General features: G+C 66.8%; 13 protein-coding genes. 6 read left to right on the top strand and 7 right to left on the bottom strand.

Annotation, left to right across the window (positions count from 1 at the left end; genetic code table 11):
• Nucleotides 1-101: 101 nt before the first annotated feature.
• A complete protein-coding gene (locus ACH4DZ_RS23980) occupies nt 102-9,659 on the top strand; it encodes an amino acid adenylation domain-containing protein (RefSeq protein ID WP_398289342.1) in 9,558 nt (3,185 codons plus the stop codon).
• A 62-nt stretch (nt 9,660-9,721) separates the two neighbouring features.
• On the opposite strand, the gene ACH4DZ_RS23985 is transcribed toward ACH4DZ_RS23980, so the two are convergent.
• The 4 genes from ACH4DZ_RS23985 to ACH4DZ_RS24000 all read right to left on the bottom strand — a co-directional run bounded on the left by ACH4DZ_RS23985 (nt 9,722) and on the right by ACH4DZ_RS24000 (nt 16,146).
• On the bottom strand, nt 9,722-10,942 hold the full coding sequence (locus tag ACH4DZ_RS23985) for an FAD-dependent oxidoreductase (protein WP_398289343.1): 1,221 nt from the start codon (nt 10,940-10,942) through the stop codon (nt 9,722-9,724).
• Between the two features lie 4 nt (nt 10,943-10,946).
• Nucleotides 10,947-12,572, bottom strand: a complete 1,626-nt coding sequence (locus ACH4DZ_RS23990) for a (2,3-dihydroxybenzoyl)adenylate synthase (RefSeq protein WP_398289344.1) — start codon at nt 12,570-12,572, stop codon at nt 10,947-10,949.
• Between the two features lie 662 nt (nt 12,573-13,234).
• Nucleotides 13,235-14,455 (bottom strand): B12-binding domain-containing protein, encoded by a 1,221-nt coding sequence (locus ACH4DZ_RS23995; RefSeq protein ID WP_398289345.1) that lies wholly within the window; start codon nt 14,453-14,455, stop codon nt 13,235-13,237.
• Nucleotides 14,456-14,460: 5 nt separating this feature from the next.
• Nucleotides 14,461-16,146 (bottom strand): PP2C family protein-serine/threonine phosphatase, encoded by a 1,686-nt coding sequence (locus tag ACH4DZ_RS24000; protein WP_398289585.1) that lies wholly within the window; start codon nt 16,144-16,146, stop codon nt 14,461-14,463.
• Nucleotides 16,147-16,589: 443 nt separating this feature from the next.
• Here ACH4DZ_RS24000 and ACH4DZ_RS24005 point away from each other — a divergent pair, with 443 nt between their 5' ends.
• The 5 genes from ACH4DZ_RS24005 to ACH4DZ_RS24025 all read left to right on the top strand — a co-directional run bounded on the left by ACH4DZ_RS24005 (nt 16,590) and on the right by ACH4DZ_RS24025 (nt 20,232).
• Nucleotides 16,590-17,186: a TetR/AcrR family transcriptional regulator gene (locus ACH4DZ_RS24005; protein WP_398289586.1), complete on the top strand. Its 597-nt coding sequence runs from the start codon at nt 16,590-16,592 to the stop codon at nt 17,184-17,186.
• Nucleotides 17,187-17,260: 74 nt separating this feature from the next.
• Entirely contained in the window at nt 17,261-17,461 is a 201-nt protein-coding gene (locus ACH4DZ_RS24010) for a ferredoxin (protein ID WP_107018848.1), read from the top strand.
• Nucleotides 17,458-18,666: an NAD(P)/FAD-dependent oxidoreductase gene (locus ACH4DZ_RS24015; RefSeq protein WP_398289346.1), complete on the top strand. Its 1,209-nt coding sequence runs from the start codon at nt 17,458-17,460 to the stop codon at nt 18,664-18,666. Before ACH4DZ_RS24010 ends, ACH4DZ_RS24015 begins: the two co-directional genes overlap by 4 nt.
• Before the next feature lie 84 nt (nt 18,667-18,750).
• Nucleotides 18,751-19,989: a cytochrome P450 gene (locus tag ACH4DZ_RS24020; protein WP_398289347.1), complete on the top strand. Its 1,239-nt coding sequence runs from the start codon at nt 18,751-18,753 to the stop codon at nt 19,987-19,989.
• A 108-nt stretch (nt 19,990-20,097) separates the two neighbouring features.
• The gene (locus ACH4DZ_RS24025) at nt 20,098-20,232 is read left to right on the top strand and encodes a hypothetical protein (protein WP_398289348.1); all 135 of its coding nucleotides are present in this window, start codon (nt 20,098-20,100) and stop codon (nt 20,230-20,232) included.
• Between the two features lie 6 nt (nt 20,233-20,238).
• On the opposite strand, the gene ACH4DZ_RS24030 is transcribed toward ACH4DZ_RS24025, so the two are convergent.
• The 3 genes from ACH4DZ_RS24030 to ACH4DZ_RS24040 form a co-directional block, all read right to left on the bottom strand.
• Nucleotides 20,239-20,391: a hypothetical protein gene (locus tag ACH4DZ_RS24030; protein WP_398289349.1), complete on the bottom strand. Its 153-nt coding sequence runs from the start codon at nt 20,389-20,391 to the stop codon at nt 20,239-20,241.
• Between the two features lie 118 nt (nt 20,392-20,509).
• The gene (locus ACH4DZ_RS24035; protein WP_398289350.1) at nt 20,510-21,337 is read right to left on the bottom strand and encodes an aldo/keto reductase; all 828 of its coding nucleotides are present in this window, start codon (nt 21,335-21,337) and stop codon (nt 20,510-20,512) included.
• A gap of 48 nt (nt 21,338-21,385) precedes the next feature.
• Nucleotides 21,386-22,801 (bottom strand): NAD-dependent succinate-semialdehyde dehydrogenase, encoded by a 1,416-nt coding sequence (locus ACH4DZ_RS24040; RefSeq protein ID WP_398289351.1) that lies wholly within the window; start codon nt 22,799-22,801, stop codon nt 21,386-21,388.
• Nucleotides 22,802-22,924: the final 123 nt, after the last annotated feature.

Below are 22,924 nucleotides of genomic sequence, written 5' to 3' on the forward strand. Positions count from 1 at the left end.
GCGGTATGGGTGGTGGCACGGGGCAAGGTTAGCCTACCCTTCATTGAGGTTCTAGTGATCGTTGCCTCGGTCGGCTCGATCTGGTCTCAAGAGAAGTGGGTGTGCTTCCGTTGATGGCTTTTGATCGTGTGGAGTTGACTGCGAGTCAGCGGGGCAACTGGGTGGCACGGAGGCTTGCTCCCGAGTCCTCGGTGTTTTGTGCGGGTCAGCTGATCTGGCTGAACGGCCCGGTCGATCCGGCCCTGTTCGCGTCCTCGGTCAGTGCTGTCTTCGCGGAGACCGACGCGTTGCGGGTACGTTTCGGCGACGACGACGGTGTCCCATTTCAATACGTCGACACCTCCACGACACTCACGACAGAGATCGTCGACGCCGGCCATGGCGATGATCAGATCCGGGTACTGGCCCGCGAACAACTCACCGGACCGGCGGCCACTACCGGAGAGCCCACGACCTGCTCGACCCTGATCCGTCGCGAGAACGGCACCTGGGCATGGATCCTGATCACCAACATCCTGCTCGTCGACGGCTACAGCATCTCTCTGTTCATCCGCCGCGTCGCCGAGGTCTACTCCGCGCACCAGGCCGGCGACCCGGTCCCGGACCGCTGGTTCGGCAGCATGAAGAACGTCATAGACGCCAAGAATTCCGGCGATTCCAGGATCGAGGAAGGTACCGCGTACTGGAGTGGCATCCTCGGAATCGAGCACGCTGGCCACGAGAACGTGGAGGACTTGTCCGGGGTCTTCGTATCCTCAAGTCAACCGGTTGTCGTCCCGATACCCGACGACACCTACTCGAAGGTTCAGCAGTCCGCCCGCACCGCGCGGGTCTCCTGGACCGATTCCCTGATCGCACTGTGGGGCGTCTACACCGCTCTGGTCGACGGTCGTGACTGCGTAGCGGTCCGGGTTCCTCTGATGCTGCGCGACGATCGCGAATCACTGAGAACACCAAGCGCGATCTCAAGGGCAATCCCGGTCGTCACCACGATCAGCCCGTACCACACCTTTGCCGATGTCCTCGGGGCCGTTGCCGACCAGTTGAAGGCTTCCCGGCGTCACACGACTGTCGAAGACCACCAGATCGCCCGATTGTGGCCAAGCGGCCAAGCCGCATACCTCGCGCTCCCGACAGTCAACATCAGACTCTTCGAATCAACGCCGCGCCTGGGCGACATCGACGCGATCCCTGAAACGATCAGCACCGGCCCCGTCGGATCACTCGACCTCGCGATCTACCGCCACCCCGACACCGGAATCCGGCTAGAACTGTCCACCGGCTCCACCACCGGCAACCCACTCCGGCACGCCGAACAATTCAGCCGTTTCCTCAACACCGTCCTCAACGGGTCCGCGGCCCAGACCCTGCACGAACTGAGTACCGGCTTCACACCTGATACCGACGGCCCGGATCCCTCGTGGGCGCAAGGCGAACCGCTCGATATCGCGCCGACGACAGTGGACGCGTCGGTGACGGTGGACGCACTGGTGCGCCACCGGATCGCGGCCGATCCGGACGCCGTCGCAGTCGTCACCGACAACGGCACCGAACTCACCTACAGTCAGTTCGATGCACGGGTCAACGCTCTCGCCCACCTCCTGATCGACGAGGGCGTGCGGGTCGGGGACCGCGTCGCGATCGCCATGACACGCTCAGTGGACCTGGTAGTAGCACTTACCGCAGTAATGCGCGCGGGAGCGGCCTACGTGCCAATCGACCCGGGATACCCCACAGAACGTGTCAAAAACATCCTCGCCGACGCCGCACCTGCGCTGGTCATCACCGATCAACACACCACAGAAATACATCAACACGTACTGGGTGAACCTCGCACACCAGCACTGCGGATCGACGACCACGAAGTACAGCAACGGCTGACCACCGGCCAGGAAACCGCCCCCGTTCCAACCCGGCCGCTGAACGACCTCGACGCAGCTGTCGTGCTCTTCACATCAGGAACGACAGGCAAGCCGAAAGGCGTCGCCCTCACGCACCGCGCACTCGCCAACCGCCTCGCATGGGGTCAGCAAGTACTGGACTACAAGCCAGGCGATGTGGCGCTCTCGAAAAGTGGTGTCGGTTTCGTCGACGCGGTGACCGAGCTGTTCGGGCCGATGATCGCCGGTGCCCGAATCGTGGTCGTGCCCGCAGAAACCGCGCAAGATCCAGCCGGCCTGCTCGACACCATCGCCCGACACCGCGTCACACACCTGCTGACCGTGCCCAGCCTGGCCGACGTCCTCGTCCGCCACAACGCCGCACCCACAGCGCTGACCACGATCCGGTCCTGGATCTCCTCCGGTGAAACACTCACCCCGGGCACCGCGACCACCATGCGAACGACCGCACCACAAGCAACACTGCACAACTTCTACGGCTCGACCGAAGTCACCGGCGACGGCACAACAGCCACCATCACCCACACCGACAACACCCCCATCGGCGCACCCGTCACGAACACGACAGCACGTGTTCTTGACGCCTGGCTGCGTCCGGTACCGGCCGGTGTCACAGGAGAGCTCTACCTGGGCGGAGTACAACTCGCCGACGGATACGTCACACGCCCGGGCCTGACCGCTGACCGATTCGTGGCAGATCCCTTCAGCGACAACGGCACGCGGCTGTATCGCACCGGCGATCTCGTGCGATGGAACTCCCAGGGACAGCTGGAATACCTCAGCCGCAGCGACGACCAGGTGAAAATACGCGGACACCGGATCGAACCCGGCGAAATCCGCGCCGTCCTCGAACAACACCCAGCAGTATCAGGCGCCGCCATCACCGCCTTGGACCACCCCGCCGGCGGAAAATACCTCGCCGCATACATCACCACGGCAAGTACCCCGAAGGCCGAGGATGCAGCGCTGTTCGACACCCTGCGCGAGCATCTTGCACGGTCGTTGCCGGACTACATGATGCCCACCACCTTGATGCGCCTGGATCAATTCCCCGTCACCGCCAACGGGAAGCTCGATCGCCACGCACTGCCGCAACCAGACCTGACCGCAAGTGCAGCCAATGGCCGGCCACCGCAAACCGCCACCGAAATCGCCCTCGCCAACATCTACCGCGACGTACTACACCTCGACAACAACACCGATCTCGGCGTGGACAGCGACTTCTTCCGCCTGGGCGGACACTCGCTACTGGCCGCACGAGTCGTCGCACGCGCCAACGCACAACTCGGCACCGCACTGACACTCCGCGATGTCTTCGACCACCCCCGCATCAACGAACTCGCCCGAATCACCGACACCACCACCGCCACCCGCGCCACCACCGAGACACCCCGCACACGAATCGGCGACCTACCACGCCCAACCCCACTACCAGTCTCATACGGACAACAAGCACTCTGGTTCACAGAGCAGATCGCAGGGCGTCCGATCTATCGGACCGAAATCGTGCTGCAAGCAGGCGTGCGGCTCGATCTGGATGCTTTGGCATCTGCGGTACGCCGGGTAGTCGCTCGTCACGAGATCTTGCGTACGATCCTCGTGCCGGACGAGGAGACCTCATCGCTCCGCCAGGTCATCTGCGCGGAACCCGACGACGACACCAAGGTCCTGGAGGTCGAACACGTCGGTCCTGAGCTGCTCAGCGACAAGATCGCTCAGGTTGCCGCATTGCCACTCGACTTCACCTCCGAGTTCGGGCTGAAGTTTCATTTGTTGCGCCATTCCGATGGCGATGTGCTGGTAGCTTACGGGCATCACATAGTTACCGATGCGGATTCCTTTGGGATCCTTGTTCACGAGCTGAACAAGTTCTATCTCGAAGCGGCTTCCGGCAATTCCACCGAGGTCGCGCCCCTGTCGATCCAGTATGCCGACTTCGCGGTCTGGCAACGACATGTGCTGGGCAGCCGGAGGGATCCGGAGTCTCGCTATCAATCGGACCTGCGGTACTGGCAGGACACGCTGTCAGATCTCCCGACGGAAACCGTCCTACCCCTCGACCAACCACGCGACGGATCCGAAGAACGAACCATACGGCCTGCCACCACGTCCCTCACCAGCAATGAGACTGCCACGGTCGACGAATTCCTGGTCGAGCACAAGGCAACACCGCTGCAGGCGTTGATCGCGGCATTTTCGTTGGCGCTCTGGGATGAAGGTGCCGACGACACGGTACCTATCGGCACCCCGGCCAGTTTGCGCGACCAGCCCGAGTTGCAGGACCTCATCGGGTACTTCGTGAACACCGTCGTGGTGCGCGCCGATATCGACGCTGCAACCGGGTTCACGCAGACGCTGCTCCGTTGCCGCGATCGCATGCTCGAAGCCGCTGACCACAAGCTCGTTCCGTTCGAGCACGTCGTCGAGGCGGTGAACCCGCCGCGGCAGGTCGGGATCAGTCCGCTTTTCCAGGTGATGGCCGCCTACGTGGATCGCGGTGGAGATCCGGGTGCGGCGTCGCCGCTCACCAACTACGCCTCGACCACTGCGGATGGCCCGCTGGAATCTCAGCCTGCGCTGTTCGATCTCGTGTCGAGTATCGAAAGACTCGACAGCGGCGCATTCGGAATGAATCTGAACGCGGCCCGCGAGTTGTTCTCGGCGGAAACCACGTCACGGCTGTTGCGGAACACAGCACGCTTCCTTGTGCTTGGATCCCAGCACCCGGATGTGACGGTCAAGCAACTCGCCCAGATCGTTCGTGCCGGCGACGAGGGCCGGACCAAAGCTGACAACAACGTCGGTGACATTCGCCGCTTCCATCTGCCGCTCGAAGATTTCGACATCAGCGTGGCTCCGCTCTGGCGGGCGGCGATCGACCACGTCAGTCACGCCCTGTCGGGAGCAAGCCTCGCCCTGCGATTGGCGATCCGCGACAGCGGCGCCGGTGAACTGGTCGCCGAGACCGGCAATCCTGAGATGCTGGATGCGGTCAGGGAGAAGCTCACAGAACTGGTGACTGCGTATCAGGCAAAGACTCCGATGGTCGTCGTCACGTCCACTCGGGCCGCGTCCGGATACAAGGACGACGAATTGGCGGCTGTCCTTGACGATCCGTTCTGGGAGGACTGGGTAGATCAGCTCGCTGATACGACCGCCACTGTGCTGCGGCAGCGAGGCGACTCGGCAGCTTCGGAAGCGTCAAGTGTCACGGCTGGACGAGCGGCTCCCGCCGCAGACGAAACCTCTCTGCGGTCCGTTGTGCTGGCGGCCGTGGCCAAGACCTTGGCCGAGATCGCTGAAGGCGATCTGCTCGTGGAGTTCCATGAGTCCGACGGTCCCCTGATGACGCGTGGATTCCCCGTGCTGCTCGATGATGGTGATGTCATCGGACTGAGCCCGGAGCGAGCGGCCGAGTATGCCTCGCTGGCCGGACACCCCCGGTTCAGCCGCTTCTTCGATGATCTCCCGATCCCACGGATCCGTGTAGGTGTGTTCCGCAGCCACGCGGAGCTGATCACCGGGCCTGCTGAGCGTGTCGGCGTACCAGAGGATGGACTCGACATCCATGTCCTCGTCGCGGGTCGTGAGCCCGACGATTGCGTCGTCCGCGTCTGGGTGGAGTCGGCGGACACCGTTGATGTCGACACCGAGGCACTGGCCGCCGCCATCACTGAAGAGATCGCCGGAGCTGGAGTCCCTGCCCCCGGCCGCGAGCGTCGAGAGGCATTCACTCTGCGTCGCGCCGACCGGGTCACGTTGACACCCGGCGAAGAAGAATCCATCCGAGCCCGCTACGGGCACGACGCCCAGATCCTTCCGCTTGCCCCCCTGCAGCGCGGATTGTTCTATCACCTACTGCGGTCCCGGGAATCCGACGACCACAACACCTACGTCTCGCAGATCACCCGACAGATTGCGGGAGATCTCGACCCCCAGCGGATGACGGCCTCCATCGCCGGTGCGATGGAGAGGTACCCCAATCTCCAGGCAGCGTTCGTCCCTCCCGGGGACGTACAGGTGATCCCGTCCGGTGTCGAAGTCCCGGTACGGGTCATCCGATTGGACGAGTGGGGTGGCCGCGGGGTCGATGTGGAGCAGTTCCTGGCGGCCGAGCGAGGTGAGCCGTTCGACTTCGAGGTCCCGCCTCTGATCCGATTCACACTGCTCGAACACGGCCACCAGGCGTGGACATTGGTCATGAGTTTTGAACACATCCTGCTGGACGGCTGGTCCATCAACGCGCTGTTCGCCGAGATCCTCAGCATCTACGCCGATGACGGATACGTCGATCGCGTGCGACCGGCGTCTTTCCGCTCCTACCTGGACTGGGTCGACGACCAGGATCCCGCCACCGCCTATCGCGCCTGGGACGGCTACCTCGCGGAACTGGCTGGTCCGACGTTGCTGTGCCCTGACTTCGTCGACCTCGGTGACGCACAGAGCGAGACCGGTGAACTTCACCTCGATCTCAGCCCGGCAGAGGCCTCGATGGTGTTCGGTGCTGCGCGAGACGCCAAGGTCACGGTGGGTACCTTGCTGCAGACCGCCTGGGGAATCGCGCTCAGCCGGCTCACCGGCAGCAACGACGTTGTATTCGGTAACACGGTTTCCGGTCGGCCGCCGTCGTTGCCCGACGCCGACCGAATCATCGGGCTGCTGTTCAACACGGTCCCGATGCGGGTGAGTCTCCCCCCGTTCGAAACGAATCGGCAGTTGCTCGCCCAGGTTCAGTCCGAGCAGCTGCTCGTCATCGACTATCCGCAAGCCGCTCTGACACAGATCCAGACCAATGCGGGCGTTCCTGTTCTGTTCGACACGCTGTTCGTGGTGCAGAACGTGCCGCTCGGCAATACCGCGGGGCAGGACACAGCCGGGTTGCGGGTCGTCGACGCAAAGGTCGATGACGCGACACACTACCCAGTGACGTTCGCGGTCGACCCAGAAGAACGCGACGGAGCGGCGACCGTGCACGTGCGCCTGTCCTACCGCCGGGACGTTTTCGATGCCCCGGCCGCGGAGCTACTGCTCAAGCGCTACGTCCAGGTGCTCGTTTCTCTTACTCGCCGGCTCGACGAGCCCGTTGCTACGTTGTCCGCCCTGTTGCCGGACGAGACTGCCCCGCATACGGGTATCGCCGCTGATCTCATCCGCGAAATCGAACCGGTCACGGTCGCCGAGTTGCTGCACCGGCAGGTGCAGCTGTCCGGATCGGAGACGGCGCTCGTCGCCGGCGATCGCCGGTTCACCTTTGCGGAGTTCTTCGCCGAGGTGAACCGCTACGCCCGCCTGCTCCTTGAAGAGGGAGTGTGCCCAGAGCATCGGGTCGCACTGCTGCTGCCGCGCGACGAGCGCACGGTCATCGCGATGTTTGCGGTGTTCGCCATTGGAGCTGCCTACGTCCCGGTGGACAGTGAATTGCCGGACGAACGGATCGGCTACATGCTTGAGGTCGCTGAACCGACCGTCACTCTGGTGACCGACCGCGACGTGGATCGGCTCGCCGGCACCGTCGGCAAGGTGATGAACCTGGAGTCCGCAACGACGGTGGATCGCCTGGCGCAGATTGCCGCGGCTCCGATCACGGCAGCGGAACGAGGCGGGCAGGTCTCGCTCGACAACCTCGCGTACATCATCTTCACCTCGGGAACCACCGGACGGCCCAAGGGAGTTGCCGTCGGCTACCGCGGACTGACAAACATGTACTTCAACCACGTCGAGAAGATCTTCGATCGGGTGGTGGACCACCAGCGCGGGCGCCGGTTGAAGATCGCGCACACGACGTCCTTCTCCTTTGATGCCTCGTGGGAGCAATTGTTCTGGCTCCTGAACGGGCACGAGGTCCACGTCATCGACGAGGAGATGCGACGCGACCATCAGCGGCTGCTGGCTCACTATGACGAGGTGTGCATGGACGGGTTCGATGTGACCCCGTCCTACGGGCAACTGCTGGTCGAAGAAGGGCTGCTTGAGCGCGACCGGCCGGCCGGCCGGTCCGTGTCTTCCGATGCGCCTGGTGTCGTCTTCGTCTCCCTCGGTGGCGAGGCCGTCCCCGACCGGCTCTGGCAACAGCTGCGCGGCGCGCCCGGAGTCGAGTCGTACAACCTTTACGGACCTACCGAGTACACCATCAACGCCCTGGGCGCCGACCTGGCCGACAGCACCAGTTCGAGTGTCGGGACGCCGATCTTCAACACCCGGGCCTACATCCTCGACGGGAACCTGCAACCTGCCCTCCCCGGTGTCGCTGGCGAGCTCTACCTGGCCGGCGAAGGAACCGCGCGTGGATACTGGGGCCAGTCCGCGCTGACCGCCGAACGTTTTGTCGCCTGCCCGTGGGAACCAGCGGAACGGATGTATCGCACCGGAGACCTCGCCCGGTGGAACGAAGCCGGGATGATTGATTACCTCGGTCGCGCCGACGAGCAGATCAAGATTCGCGGCTATCGCATCGAACCGGACGAGATCCGGGACGTGGTGCAAAAGTTCCCCGAGGTGACGCGCGCCGAAGTGGTCGCCTTCGAGCATGCCACGGGGCTGCAACTGGCGGCCTACTACAGCACGACCGCGGACCTCGACATCAGTGAGTCGCTGCGCAACCATCTGGCCAGGTACTTGCCTGACTACATGGTCCCGGCAGCCCTTGTCCGGGTGGAGTCCTTCCCCCTCACCCCGACCGGGAAGCTGGATCGCCGAGCCTTGCCTGCGGCTGACGTGGCCGCGTCCGGAGTCAGCGCGGGCCGGGCGCTGGAGTCGGAGACGGAGCTGGCGGTGGCCGCGGTCTTCCGTGCTGTGCTCGACCTCGACGAGGGGCTGGTTCTGGGCGCCGCGAGCGACTTCTTCCGGCTTGGCGGGCATTCGCTCGCGGCAATGCGGCTTGCGTCGCAGATGAATCGCGCGTTCCCCGTGAACATAGCGATGCGGGACGTCATCACCGCTTCAACGATCGGCGAACTGAGTGCGGTGGTCGACAAGAAGATGCAGCCGGGCGCCGATCCCGAGGCCGACATCACCGCGATAGCGACCCGATTCACTCAGTCCCTGAACGGCCGCACTCTGTTCTGCGCGCACCCGAAGTTCGGCGCCTCGTCCATGTACTCGGAATTGTCGAGATACCTCCCGGACGGGGTCGGGCTGGTCGGGATCGATGATCCGGCGATCATCGGCCTGGAGATCGAGTTCGATGACCTCGACGACCTCGCCTCGACCTATGCCGACGTCATCCAGGAACTGCAGCCGGCCGGACCGTACGAACTGCTGGGTTGGTCGTACGGCGCACACATCATGTTCGCCGTGGCGCGCCGGCTTCTCTCCCGAGGGGAACGTGTCGGCCCCCTGGTGCTCGTGGATGCCATGCCCGCCGGTTCGGAGAACTCGATGGAGCTCCGCGTACGACCGGGATCCGCCGAGTCGATGCGTGACGAAATGCTGAAAGCCTTCGGCGAGGAAGCCTTGCACGAGTTGCTCGCGGACGCGAAGCAACTCAAGGCTGTCGAGACGGCCGGCCGTCGTTGTGATGTCCTGACGTCTGCGCCGACACGGGGCAGTCTCGACATCGAGACGCTCGTGATCGCGTCATCCGCGACTCACATGTCCCGAGTGGCGGAGCTGGGCCGCGAGGATGCGCTGGGATGGGACAGTCACCTGACCAACTATTCGTTCTTCGTCGCTGAAGACGAAGACCATCAGTCCATCCTCGAACCCGATTCCGGTCTGCTGAAATGGGGCCCACTGCTGACGAACTTGTTGGTCGACTGAGTGGATTTCGTTGTCTGGTGCAGTACGGCGAGCCGTACTGCACCAGACTCGGAGCCGATGGCTCAGATGATGGCGGCAGCGTCTTGCAGGCTGTCGAACAGGGCCGCGCGGCGCATGTAGGCGCGGGCGGTATCGAACTTCTCGGCGGTGCGGCGCAGTTCGTCGAAGTTGTGTCGACGCACCTCGGGGTCACGTTCTTCCAACAACCGTTTGTTGGCGATCGTCTGGGCCTGTACGTAGTTCACCGCGGCATGGCGGCGCTGGCGGCTGTAGAGGTCGAGCAGGTCGTCGCCGGCCTCACCGGCGATCACCTTCGCGAGCTTCTCCGTCAGGTTGATGGCGTCATGGATGCCGCCGTTCATGCCCATGCCGCCGATCGGGTTGTTCACGTGCGCGCTGTCGCCGGCGAGCAGGATGCGCCCCTGACGGAAGGTCGCGGCCACGCGCTGATTGACTGGGTAGACGTTGCGGTACTCGACGTCGTACGAGCCAGTCTTCGGGAGGAACTTCTGCAGCCGCTGCTCGACGCGCGCCGGCGACAACGCGGTGGCGTCGTCCTCGTCCTGGCCGATCGGCAGAATTACCCGCCAGAGCCCGTCGGGCGTTTCTCCCCGCACCTTGAAGACGTTGGCCCACTCATTGGGGTCGGAGAAGTAGTTGCGAAAGGCCAGATCCGGCTTGACGGTCTTGAGGTCGAAGCTGGTCGCGATCTTGATGAACCGCTCCGGGTAGGTGAATCCCTCGAATTCGATGCCGGCGAACTTGCGCACCGTCGATCGGCCACCGTCACAGCCGACGACGTAGGCCGCTGCCATGCGTTCTGTGCCGGCGGGTGAGGTGTACTCCACCTCGATGCCGCTTGCGGTTTCGGTCAGACCGGTCAGCGTGTGGGAGAACCGCACGTCGAAGTCGGATTCGTTCGCGTATTCCTCGGCGATGGCCGCGGTCAGCTTGTACTGCTCATACTGCAGTACGTACGGGAACCGGACCTCGTCCTTGAGTCGGCCGAGATCGAACTCCGCCACGACCTCTCCGGTCGGCCGGTCGTGGAAGCGATAGGTGCTGGAGAGCAGACTGTGCGCCCGGATCTTCTCGGTGACGCCCAGGGCGTCGAGCATCTCCAGTGTGCTCGGATGGATGGTCGCCGCGCGCTGATCCTGCACCGGCGCCGGCTCGGATTCGAGAACGGTCACCGGGATACCGCGCCGATTCAGCGCCAGCGCGCAGACCATTCCGACGGGGCCCGCGCCCACGACGAGGACACGTGTGGTCTCGTTCGACATGCGTCTAGTTCTGCTCGCGCTGAAGACGCTTGCTGACCTTGCCGACCGCGGTGTACGGGAACTCGTCGACGACCTCCACGACATCGGGGAGCTTGAACGTGGCGAGACCCTTGTCGCGCAGAAACTGGCGCAGCTTGCCCAGGGTGAGCTCGGCCGCGCTCTCCGGCGTCCGGGGAATCAGATACGCCTTGACACGTTCACCGAGAACCTCGTCGTCGACGCCGACGACGGAGACGTTGTGGACGCCGGCATGAGTGAGCAGCGCGTTCTCCAGCTCCTCGGGCGCGATCTTCTCGCCGCCCCGGTTGATCTGGTCCTTCGACCGCCCCACGACCCTGATGAATCCGCGCTCGTCCCGCTCGACGATGTCACCGGTGCGGTAGAAACCATCGCTGGTGAACGCCAGCGCATTCTGCTCGGGGTTGCGGTAGTACCCGCGAATCACCGACGGTCCCCGGGTCAGCAGGTGACCGGGGGCACCGGGTGGCACTTCGTTGCCCTCGTCATCGATGACGAGGATCTCGTCGGCCGCCGAGGCCGGCCGGCCCTGGTATCGCACACTGGTGGCCCGATCGACGTCGGCGGGATTGCTGACGACGAGGCCCTCTCCCATCCCGAAGCTCTGCGACAGTTGCACGCCGAACTCCGGCTCGACCCGACCCGCCACTGATTCGCTCAGCTTCGCGCCGCCGCACATGAGCACCTTCAAGCTGGAGATGTCATAGGACTTGCGGAGCGAGGAGTTCAGCCAGGCCAGCAGGATCGGAGGTACCAGCGAAACGCGGGTCACCCCGTGCTTCTCGATCAGCGGGAACGTCGCATCGGGGCTGCCGTTCGGTGCGATCACAATGGTGGCGCCCACGCTGAACGCACCGAGAAATCCGGGCGAACGCGTCGACATGCTGTGGCAGATCGGTATGACCATCATGTGCACGGTGCGCTCGGTGATGCCCCGTTCCCCAACGCTTCGCCGCAGTGCGTAGCCGTACGTCTGGTGAGTATGCGGCATCAGCTTCGGAACGCCCGTCGTGCCGCCTGACATCTGCAGCAGAGCGACGTCCTGCGGGCTGCACCGTCGCGCGTGCTCAAGCGATCCTTTCGACTGCAGCGCCTTGTACTCGGCGCCGCCGCCATCACGTTCGAGTACTACGGTGTGCTCCAGATGGAGCCATCGCTGCTTCAGGTCGGCAGCCATCGCAGCGAGATCGGTGCCGCTGTCCGAGGCGACCGTGATGTAGGCACGCGCCTCGGCGATCTCGATGAAGTGCTCGATCTCGGCACGGCGGTGCGCGATGGGAGCGACGACGGGAACCGCCCCGAGCTCCCACAAGGCGAAGACGAAGGCAATGTACTCATAGATGTTGGGCAGGTGCACCACCACCCGGTCGCCACGGCTCAGCCCCAGATCCCGCAGGCCGGCAGCGAGGCGCAGGACCTCGTCCGTGAGCTGTGCATAGCTCAACTCGGCTTTGCGGTCGATGACAGCGAGTTTGTCGGGACAGCGCTCCGCGGTGGCGAACAGCAGCTCCGGCAGCGTCTGATCGCGCCAGTACCCCTCGGCGATGTACTTGGCTGCCGTCTCCGACGGAAATGGAACGACCCCGTCAAGGGCCAACGGTTCGATGCTCAATTGGTTTCCCTTCGAGGAGCTGCCTCCCAGCCCAGCGAGGGTAGGCTACCCTAACTACACGATCAGCGGTGCTGGATCCTGTCCGCCAGGGGACGCGCACGGTGTCGATCAATTACGTGACCGACCGAACCGGGATCGCGGCGATCGCGCGCGCCGTAGCGACGCGACGCGCGGAGTTCGCGACGGTTCGCTGACGGAGTGGTGGGCAGCCTCATGCACTGCGACGGGTATCGCGCCGCGGCGGTCACTAGTTCACTGAAGTCCGACCACGCAGGGCATCGCCTCGTCGGCATCGACGCCGAAGTCCACCAGCCGTTTCTTACTGGGGACCGGTGTTGTTCAGCGCCAAGGAAAGCATCTGCAAGACGTGGTATCGGCTGACGCATGCATGGTGGGACTTCACCGACTGCGAGCTCGTCATCGACTCTGAGCACGGCGCCTACACCGGCACAGGATCGCGATCCCGGCGAGCACGACGAAGATCCAGGTCAGCAGGTGGAGTCGGCCAGGCCGGCCGCGACCACGCCCAGCGCGGCAGTGACGGACCCGACCGGAACCAGCCGACTCCAGTCGCCGACGTACCGTCCGTGACGCCGCTGCCGGGGTGTGACGGCAGCGTGTCGGACTTGCAGGGCACCGAGGTCAGGTGTTGCGCGATGTGGTCAGCCGGGAAGTTCGGGCGGAGGGGTGAGGCGGCTGCGGGCGGCGGTGAGGATGCCGACCGCTCGGGGGAAGTCCTTGAGTTGGTTCAGCAGCGAGTCCAGAGCGGGGAGCAGGCAGCGCGGCGGGACACCGCGGGCGGCCAGGATGTCCGCGGTCCACGTGATGAACGTCGTGAACAGGTCGGGGTCGTCGACGTACAGAGCGGTGGCGAGGTGCCCGACGATGAAGTCGATGTCCTCGACGGTGCGCTCCAGTTGGTACTCGCTGTAGTGGCGCGTCTCGGGGAACCCGTCCTCGACGTCGGCGAGGGTCCGCTTGACCAACTGGAGCCCGGTCCGGCGGACCATGGTGTATTCCTGGTCGGCCAGGTGCGGCAGATCCAGATCGGGCAGGCGGGCCGCGTGCGCACCGGACGGCGTCAGCTGCCGGCCGAGCAGCGTGGCCGCGTCAGGTGCGTCCTTGGCCCATTCGGCTCGCATGAGCCGGGCATAGCGGCCCTGCGGCCCGAACGCGGCACCTCCGGCGAGTACCGGAAGTCCGGCAGCCTGGCACGAGCTGATCGCGTTGTGCGCGCCGGGCAGCAGCGTCGGGATGGACGAGGACAGCAGTACCGCCTGCGCAGAGGTGCGGCGCGCATGTGCGACCAGGTGCTCGGTGGGGACCTGCGCCCCGAGATAGTCGACCCGCCAGCCCCGTAACCGCAGCACCTCGCTGACCAGACGCGCGGGCAGGGAGTGCCACTCGCCGTCGACGCACGACACCAGAACCCTTCCCACGAACGTGCCGGTGAGGGCGGGCGCGGTGGCGTCGGCGAGGGCCGCGACGCACCGTTCGCTGATCGCCGTGGCAGCGTGTTCCTGCGCCACCGTGATGTCATCGGCCGCCCAGGCCAGGCCCACCCGCTCCTGCGTCGGCGCGATCAGTTCGAGCAGTACCCGCTCGCCCGCAGCACGCGTCCGTTCAGCGGCCGAAGTGTCCGTGGCGGTCGCCTGCGTGTGCTCCGGCACCTGCTCGTGTGCTCCAGCCGCCCGATCATCTTCTGTCTCCGGCTGATCGTTTTGCGTCGCCGCCTGAGCCTGGTCCGCCGCCCGCTCGCGTTCTGCCGTGCAGAGCGCGCGGCGCACGATGGCGACGGCGCGAGCCTCGTCGCACTCGCCGAGCGCCTGCCACAACTGCTCACGCGGCTCGGCGAGGGAGTGAGTGTGCTTGCCGTCGGTCACGCGGTTCACCTTCCTCTGGTGGGTTCGTCCACCGTGGTCGGACGGTTGTCGCGGGGCGCGCCGATCGCCAGGACGGCCATGTCGTCGTGCGGCCCCTCCCCCACCCACTGGGCAAGGATCATCCGCACACGTTCGGTGACCGCCTCGGCCGGCATCCCGGCGCACTGGGCCAGTACGGCGCGCAGCCTGTCCTCGCTGAACATCACGTCGCCCAGCGGCCCACCGCGCGCCTCGGTGATCCCGTCGGAATACAGCAGGCAGGTCTCACCGGGCTGCAGAGCGACTTCGGCGGTGTTGAACTCGATGTCGGCGAGCACGCCGATCAGCGTGCCGTCGGTCCTGGCCTCCTCCACCTGCCCGGTGACACGCACGATGAGCGGGGCGGGATGGCCCGCGCTGGAGATGCGCAGTCGCACCCGTGCGTCCTGGCGCACAGCGGTGACCAGGACCAGGGTCACGAAAGGTGTCCGGTGCGAGGACAGCAGTGCGCCGTTGAGGAGGGTCAGCAAACGGGTGTGGTCGGCGGCGAAAGGAACCAGCGCCTGCAGTGCGTGGCGGACCCTGCCGGCCACGACCGCGGCCTCCAGCCCTTTGCCGCACACGTCACCCAGTACCGCGACGGTCTCGGCCTCCGGTGTGTCCGCCGGGTACAGGTCGTAGAAGTCGCCGCCGACGAGTTCGCCTGCCACCGAGGCGCGGTAGCCCCCGGAGAAGCAGATGCCGTGTACCCGGCCGAGTGAGGGCGGCAGCAGATCGCGTGTCAGCACCTCGGCGCTGTGCGCCTGGCGGGTGTGGCTACGGGCCACGGACAGGGCGGCACCCGCGCGTGCGGCGAAGAGCTGGGCGAAGGACTCCTCGGCGGGGGTGAACCCGTCCCGGTTCCGTGGACCGGGAAGGGCTAAGCGGGTAGCTTCCTGGCGGCGGCGCAGCAGGATGAGGCATCCGGTCGGCACACCGTGCCCCGGCAGCGGCACCACGACGGCCGAACCGATGTCGGCGACATCGCTCACGAACCCCTCGGGTACTGCCCAGGAAGGCACCTCGCGGGGATCGATCCAGCGGGAGGACACCGCGGGAAGTCCCCGCAACGCCTCGGCCAGGCCCGGCAGTTGAGCCGGGTCCAGGGCAACCCGCTCCTGCACCACGGGCCCGTCGGAGGTGCACCGCGTCACAGGGAAGTCGTGTCCGTCGCCCGTCCCGACGACGACCGCCGCGTCCGCCAGGTGCCGGGCGGCCCGTTGCGCGGTCATCGCCGTACAACGGTCGACGTCCAGCGAGGCGAGCAGTTCGGAGGAGAGCTCCTGCAGCAGTCCGGCTCTCCTGCGCTCACGCGCCAGCTCCTGCGCGGCACTCGGCGGAGCACTGTCACCGACCAGCCACCAGGTCACCGCACCGTCCACGCGCGGTACGGCGAGGGCCTTCACCCCGTGCGCGCCGATCCGGCCGTCGGCCCATGCCGACCGCTCCTCCCCCGCACCGCTGACCCGCCGCAGGTGGGCCTCGATCAGCCAGGCGGGCGCCACCTCGCCCAGCGCGGCACCGACAGCGACCCGCGCCAGCAGCACGGCGGCCTGTGCGTTGTGGGACAGCACGACGCCGGACGCGTCCACTGTCACCGCCGGATACGGTTCACAGTGCTGCGCAGCGGGACCCGCACCACGAGTGCTCTTCTGCTCCGGCAAGGAGACCATCGATTCGGAACCCGCTGGCACGGACTCCCGTCACCTCTTCTACTCGAAAGCAGGAGATCCGCAGATTACCGACGGCATATGACCACGGGCTGCATTTCGCGATACCTCCGACATCGCCTCCCCGGCTGTTGGACAATGCGCCCCGCTCGTATGGGTCGTTGCTGATCGGTCGCCGCACCCGGATCGGTCGTCGCACTCGGTGCGGCGACGGCCCACCATGATCAGTAGACCGGTGAACGTATCCGACCGCTCTTCGTTTAAGTCAGTCGGTTGACTTAAACAAGGAGGCGGTGTCTAGTGATCGAGAAGGCTGGCTCAGGGAGGCTGACATGGGTGAAACCCACAAGACACGACCGGCCGCGGTCGCGCGGGGCGGCGCCGGTGGCACGGTGGACAGCGTCCAGCCCCGTACCGGCCGCGGCGCCGACACACGCGAGGCCATCATGGCCGCGGCCGAGCGCCTCTACGCCGAACACGGACTGTCGAACGTCTCCAACCGCCAGATCGGCGAGGCGGCCGGCCAGGGCAACACCACCGCCGTCAGCTACCACTTCGGCAGCAAGGCGACGCTCGTACGGGCCATCATGACCAGGCACGGCACCCAGATCGACACGATCCGCACGCGCCATGTGGAGGCGGCCGGAGACAGTTCCGACCTGCGGGACTGGGTGCGCTGTCTGCTGCGTCCGGTGACCGAGCACAACGCCGCCCTCGGTGTCCCCTCCTGGCACGCGCGGTTCGCCGCGCAGGTGATGACCGACCCGCTGATGCGGACGCTGGTGGAGGACGAGTCACTCACCCGCGACAGCCTGCGCCGCACCCTCCAGGGACTGGGCCGGTGCCTGTACGACATCGTGCCCCCCGAGATCCGCCCCCAGCGCGCCGCGATGGCCCGTCATCTGATCACCCATGTCTGCGCGGAGCGCGAACGCACCCTGGCCGAAGCCGCGACCGATCCCGGCACGTCCTGGGAACGCACCGCCGACGCCCTGGAGGACGCGCTGGTGGGACTGCTCGCCGCGCCCACCACCCGCCACTGAACGACCGGTCCAACAGAGCCGATCGAGCCGACAGAGCGATCTGGCAGAGGGACACATCCAGCAGAGGAGACAGCATGAGGATCACCGTCGACGAGGAGAAGTGCTGCGGTGCCGGTCAGTGCGTCGTGATCGCGCCCGAAGTGTTCGACCAGCGGGACGAGGACGGGATCGTCGTCCTGCTCGACGCCGCGCCCGCCGCCGACCAGTACGAGGGCGCCCGCGAGTCGGCAGGTGTCTGCCCCGCCGCCGCCATCCACCTGCACGAGGACGCGTGAGCACGCCGTCCGACGTGCTCGTCGTCGGGGCGAGCGCCGCGGGTCTGGCCGTCACCGAGAGCCTGCGCCGCAAGGGCTACCGCGGTCGGATCACCCTGCTCGGCGAGGAGACCGGTGCGCCGTACGACCGCCCGCCCCTGTCCAAACAGGTGCTGGCCGGCACCTGGGAGGCCGAGCGCGCCCAGCTGCGTACCCGTGACGTACTGGATGCCCTGGACGCCGAACTCGTCCTCGGCGAGCGCGCGGTGGCCCTCGACGCCGCCACGCGCACGGTGCGTACGGAGAGCGGAACGGAGGTGCGGGCGGAGGCCGTCGTACTGGCCACCGGACTGCACGCGCGCAGACTGCCCGGTCTCTCGGGGGCGGCGGGCGTGCATGTGCTGCGGACCCTCGACGACGCCGGCCGACTGCGCGAGGAACTGCTGAAGGCCGGGCGGGTCGTGGTCGTCGGCGACGGGGTGCTCGGTGCCGAGATCGCCGCCACGGCCCGTCTCATAGGCGCCGATGTGACCCTGGCCGGGCCGCAGGCGGCCCCGATGCGGGCGCAGTTGGGCGGCGAGGTCGCCCAACTCCTTGCCGCGCTGCACATCGAGCACGGCGTGCGGCTGCGCCGGGACTCACCGGTGGACGGACTGGAGACGGCCGACGGACGCGTCACCGGTGTCCGCACGGCCGGCGGCGAAGTCCTTCCCGCGGATCTCGTCGTCGCGGCTGTCGGCGGTACCCCTGCCACCGACTGGCTGACCGACAGCGGACTGGTACTGCGGGACGGTGTTGTGTGCGACTCCCGCTGCCGCGCCGCCGACAGCATCTACGCCGCCGGAGACGTGGCCCGCTTCCACCACGAAGGCCTCGGACGGTCGCTGCGGCTGGAGAACCGCACGAACGCCACCGAGCAGGCCATGCTGGTCGCGGCGAACATCCTGGGCGAGGACCGCCCGTACAGCCCCGTCCCCTACTTCTGGACCGACCAGCTCGGCGTCAAGATCCAGGTGTACGGGCTGCCCGCGCCCACCGCCACCGTGCACATCGCCGAAGGTGCCGTGGAACAGGGCCGGTTCGTCGCGCGGTACCTCGACGACGAAGGGCGCCCGCTCGCCGTCCTCGGCTGGAACATGCCCAAACAGGCGCGCCTGCACCGCCAACACCTCCTCGACCGTTACGCCCCCGCGCCCCGGCCCGAATCGGCCGCCGCCCCGCGGTGACCCGCCGCACGCCGCCCACCCCCATGCACCTCTTACGCCTCTTACGCCTCGCACGACGGAGGCGGCCCCCCACTGGAGGACACCATGACCAGCACGCCCGCCACCTTCGAAGCACACAGCCGTGACATCCCCGACTTCCCCGCGCCGCGTTCCTCCGAGTGCCCCTTCGCCCCCTCCCCCGACCTGCGGGCACTGTCCGGGTACGGGCCGGTCACCCGGGTCCGCTCCTGGGGCGACAGCACCCCCTGGGCAGTGACCGGGCACGCCGAGCAGAAGGCCCTGCTGTCCGACCCGCGCCTGAGCGCGGAGTTCACCCGGCCGGGTTTTCCCAGCCCCGTGGACCCGGCCCACGCCCACGCCGGCGGCACCGACCTGAGCTTCGTCGGCATGGACGATCCCGAACACGCCCGGCTGCGCCGCATGGTCAGCGGCACTTTCACGATCAAGCGCATCGAGGCGATGCGCCCGCGCGTGCAGCAGATGACCGACGACTTCATCGACGCCATGCTGGCTGGTCCCGGACCCGCCGACCTCGTCCAGGACCTCGCCCTGCCGATCCCGTCCCTGGTCATCTCCGAACTGCTCGGAGTCCCCTACGAGGACCACGAGTTCTTCCAGACCAACAGCAAGACCATCGTCTCCGCCGTCGCCTCTCCCCAGGAGCGCCGGACGGCCCACACCAACCTCGCCACGTATCTCGACGAGCTCGTCGGCCGCAAGCTGACCGAACCCGGCGACGATCTCCTCTCCAGCCTCTGCACGCAGATCGAGAGGGGCGAACTCGCGCGCCGCGAGGCCGCCACGATGGGTGTGCTGCTGCTTCTCGGCGGACACGAGACCACCGCGAACATGATCAGCCTGGGTACGCTCCTGCTGTTGCAGCACCCCGACCAGCTGGCTCTGATCCGCGACACGGACGACGCCGCCGTCATCCGTGACGCCGTCGAGGAACTCCTGCGCTACCTCTCCATCGTGCACCTCGGCCGCCGCCGCACCGCCCTGGAGGACATCGAGGTCGCCGGCCACATCATCCGCGCCGGAGACGGCGTCATCCTCCTCGGTGAACTCGCCAACCGGGACCCCTCGGTCTTCCCCGACCCCGACCGCCTCGACCTGACCCGCAACGCCCGCCAGCACCAGGCGTTCGGCGCCGGCGCGCATCACTGCGTCGGCCAGCCCCTGGCCCGGATGGAACTCCAGGTCATCTACCCGACCCTGTTCCGCCGCGTCCCCACGCTCCGCGCCGTCGGCGACCTCGACGCGATCCCCTTCAAGTACGACGCCATCATCTACGGCCTCCACGCCCTGCCCGTCACCTGGTGACGGCGCGGGCCGCTCAGCCTTCCGGGTAGGCGAGTACCGCCAGGATCCGGCGGTTGTCGTCCTCGGACGGTTCGAGTCCAGCTCCCGCAGCCGGGGGTCCGCGGAGCGGTGGGGCACCGCACGGTCCCGGTCCTCACCGGCACGATCTTCGGGCTGGTCCCGCCGAAGGCCGGCGCCGCCCACCAGGCCCTGGTGGACGCGGCGGTCTGCACGATGCTCGGCAGGCCGATCCCCGCAACCTGAACGGAGTCAGTGCGCGCACGCCCCGAACTCCGTGTGGCGGGCCCTGGTGGCGTAGGCATCGTTGTCCCGCTGGTCCTGGGAGGAGGGCGGGGCAAGGTGCTGCCTGCGGATCTCCCGGCGGGCTTCGGCCAGCAATGCGGCGAACTCTTCGTCGGTCATCGCCCTCACCTCTCTTTCCACAGGTGATCCGAAGCAACGGGGTGGTTGGATCGGCCCCCCTGTTGCCCGCCCGGTTCCATCGACAGCGGGGTGAGGCAGGTCGCGCCGTTCGCCGGTCTCAGCCGTTGAAGCGGTCCGGGTCGAAACCTGTCCGCTCGTTCCGGTTCAGGGCGCTGATCTCACCGATGTCGCCCTCGCTGAGCTCGAAGTCGAAGAGGTCGAAGTTCTCCTCGATCCGCTTCTGGGTCACCGACTTGGGAAAGACGATGTCACCGCGCTGGATGTGCCAGCGCAGGGTCACCTGGGCAGGCGACTTGCCGACCCGCTCCGCGATGCGGTTGATGGTCGGATCGTCGAGGACCTTGCCCTGGGCGATGGGCGACCAGGCCTCGGTGGCGATCTCGTGCTCGGCGTCGAAGGCCCTGACCTCGTCCTGGGTGAGGTAGGGGTGCACCTCGATCTGGTTCACCGCGGGCACCACGTCGCTGCCTTCCAGCAGTCGGCGCAGATGACGCGGCTGGAAGTTGGAGACGCCGATGGCCTTGGCGCGGCCGGAGCGGTAGACCTCCTCCAGGGCCTTCCAGGTCTCCACGAATTCGCCCTTGGCGGGCAGCGGCCAGTGGATGAGGAAGAGGTCCAGATAGTCCAGGCCCAGTTTCTCCAGGCTGCGGTCGAAAGCCTGGAGGGCGTTGTCGTGCCCATGGGCGTCGTTGTTGAGCTTGCTGGTCACGAAGACGTCGGCGCGATCGAGACCGGAGTCCCGGACCGCCTGGCCGACCTCCTTCTCGTTGCCGTACATCTGCGCCGTGTCGATGTGCCGGTAGCCCGTGTTCAGCGCCGCCAGGGTCGTCTCCCTGGTGTCCTCCGGCGGGATCTGGAAGGTGCCGAAGCCGAGCTGCGGGATCTGCACCGCGTTGTTGAGGGTGAGGGCGGGTACTGCGGTCACGATGACTCCTGTGGTCGCGGTTTCGAAAGTCGGAGGGGTGTGGCGCGGTCAGCCGGCGATTCCGCTCAGCTCCGCGTCCGGCGGCAGGATCCGTACCAGCTTGCGGTTCACGAATTCCTGCATACCGAGCTTCGAGAGCTCGCGTCCGTAGCCGGAGCGCTTGATGCCGCCGAACGGCAGGTCGGGCTGGGTCGAGGTGGGGTGGTTCACCCAGACCATGCCGGTCTCCACGCGTTCCGCCACCCTGCGGCCCCGCTCCACGTCGGCGCAGAACACGGATCCCCCGAGTCCGTACTGGCTGTCGTTGGCCAGCGCGACGGCCTCGTCCTCGTCGGCGACGCGGTGGACCACCGCGACCGGCCCGAAGAGCTCTTCGGCGTAAGCGCGCATGCCCGGCTTGACGCCGGTGATGATCGTGGGCTCGACGAAAGCCCCCGGACGGTCGATCCGGTGACCGCCGATGACGAGGTCCGCGCCCTGTTCGACCGTCTCGCGGATCTGGTCGGCCAGGTCGGCCGCCGCCTGCTCCGAGGAGAGCGGCCCGACGGTGGTCGCCTCGTCGGCGGGGTCGCCGGGTCGCAGCGCCTCGAAGCCGCGGCGCAGCCCGTCCACGAAGTCGTCGTACACGTCCGCCAGCACGATGAACCGCTTCGAGGCGACGCAGCTCTGGCCGGTGTTCGCCATCCGGCCCGCCACCGCGGCTTTGACCGTACGCTCCAGGTTCTCACCGTCGAGGACGATGAACACGTCACTGCCGCCGAGCTCCAGCAGACTGGGCTTGAGGTTCCGCCCCGCGCGCTCGGCCACCTGGGCGCCCGCTCCCTCGCTGCCGGTCAGGGAGGCTCCGCGCACGACCGGGCTGTCGATGATGCGCGAGATCTCGTCGTGGCTCACGAACAGGTTCGTGTAGACGCCCTCGGGAGCCTGTGCGTCGCGGAACAGCGTCTCCAGCGCGAGCGCCGACTGCGGGCAGATGCCGGCGTGCTTGACCAGCACCGTGTTGCCCAGCACCAGATTGGGGCCCGCGAAGCGGACCACCTGGTAGAGCGGGAAGTTCCACGGCATGACGCCCAGCAGGACTCCGAGGGGCTCATCGACGAGGTACGCCTCCCCCTCCTCCACGTCGAGCGACTCGGCCGCGGCGAAGTCCGGCCCGTGCTCCGCGTAGTACCCGAGGATCGACGCGGCGAGATCGACCTCACCGCGCGCTTCGGAGATCAGCTTCCCCATCTCCAGAGTGATGAGCTGGGCCAGCTCTTCCTTGCGCTCCTTCATCAGCTCGCCGGCCCGGCCCACGACGGCGGCGCGCTCCGCGATCGGCCGGCCCCGCCATGCGTGGAACGCCTGATCCGCCGTGTCAAGCGCCGCATCGACCTGTCCGCCCTCGATGACCGGGAACTCCTTGAGGGTCTCCCCGGTATACGGGTTCACGGTCGCGAACGAGCTCTTGTGCTGGCCTGACATGAGATCTCCAGAACGACGAGGGAGGGCGGACCCAGGCGGAACGGCACGTTCCGCCCTGGTGCCGGGTACCCGGCACCAGAATGCGAAACAGTTCATATGAGCTAAAAGGGTGCGCCCGTTTCC

It is taken from the genome of Streptomyces sp. NPDC017991 (assembly GCF_044328075.1).
Classification (GTDB): domain Bacteria; phylum Actinomycetota; class Actinomycetes; order Streptomycetales; family Streptomycetaceae; genus Streptomyces.

Excerpts from the sequence above, each read along its gene's own strand:
- ACH4DZ_RS23985 (WP_398289343.1), bottom strand. The coding sequence starts at position 10,942 with ATGTCGAACGAGACCACACGTGTCCTCGTCGTGGGCGCGGGCCCCGTC.
- ACH4DZ_RS24000 (WP_398289585.1), bottom strand. The coding sequence starts at position 16,146 with ATGGTCTCCTTGCCGGAGCAGAAGAGCACTCGTGGTGCGGGTCCCGCT.
- ACH4DZ_RS24005 (WP_398289586.1), top strand. The coding sequence starts at position 16,590 with ATGGCCGCGGCCGAGCGCCTCTACGCCGAACACGGACTGTCGAACGTC.
- ACH4DZ_RS24010 (WP_107018848.1), top strand. The coding sequence starts at position 17,261 with ATGAGGATCACCGTCGACGAGGAGAAGTGCTGCGGTGCCGGTCAGTGC.
- ACH4DZ_RS24020 (WP_398289347.1), top strand. The coding sequence starts at position 18,751 with ATGACCAGCACGCCCGCCACCTTCGAAGCACACAGCCGTGACATCCCC.
- ACH4DZ_RS24030 (WP_398289349.1), bottom strand. The coding sequence starts at position 20,391 with ATGACCGACGAAGAGTTCGCCGCATTGCTGGCCGAAGCCCGCCGGGAG.
- ACH4DZ_RS24040 (WP_398289351.1), bottom strand. The coding sequence starts at position 22,801 with ATGTCAGGCCAGCACAAGAGCTCGTTCGCGACCGTGAACCCGTATACC.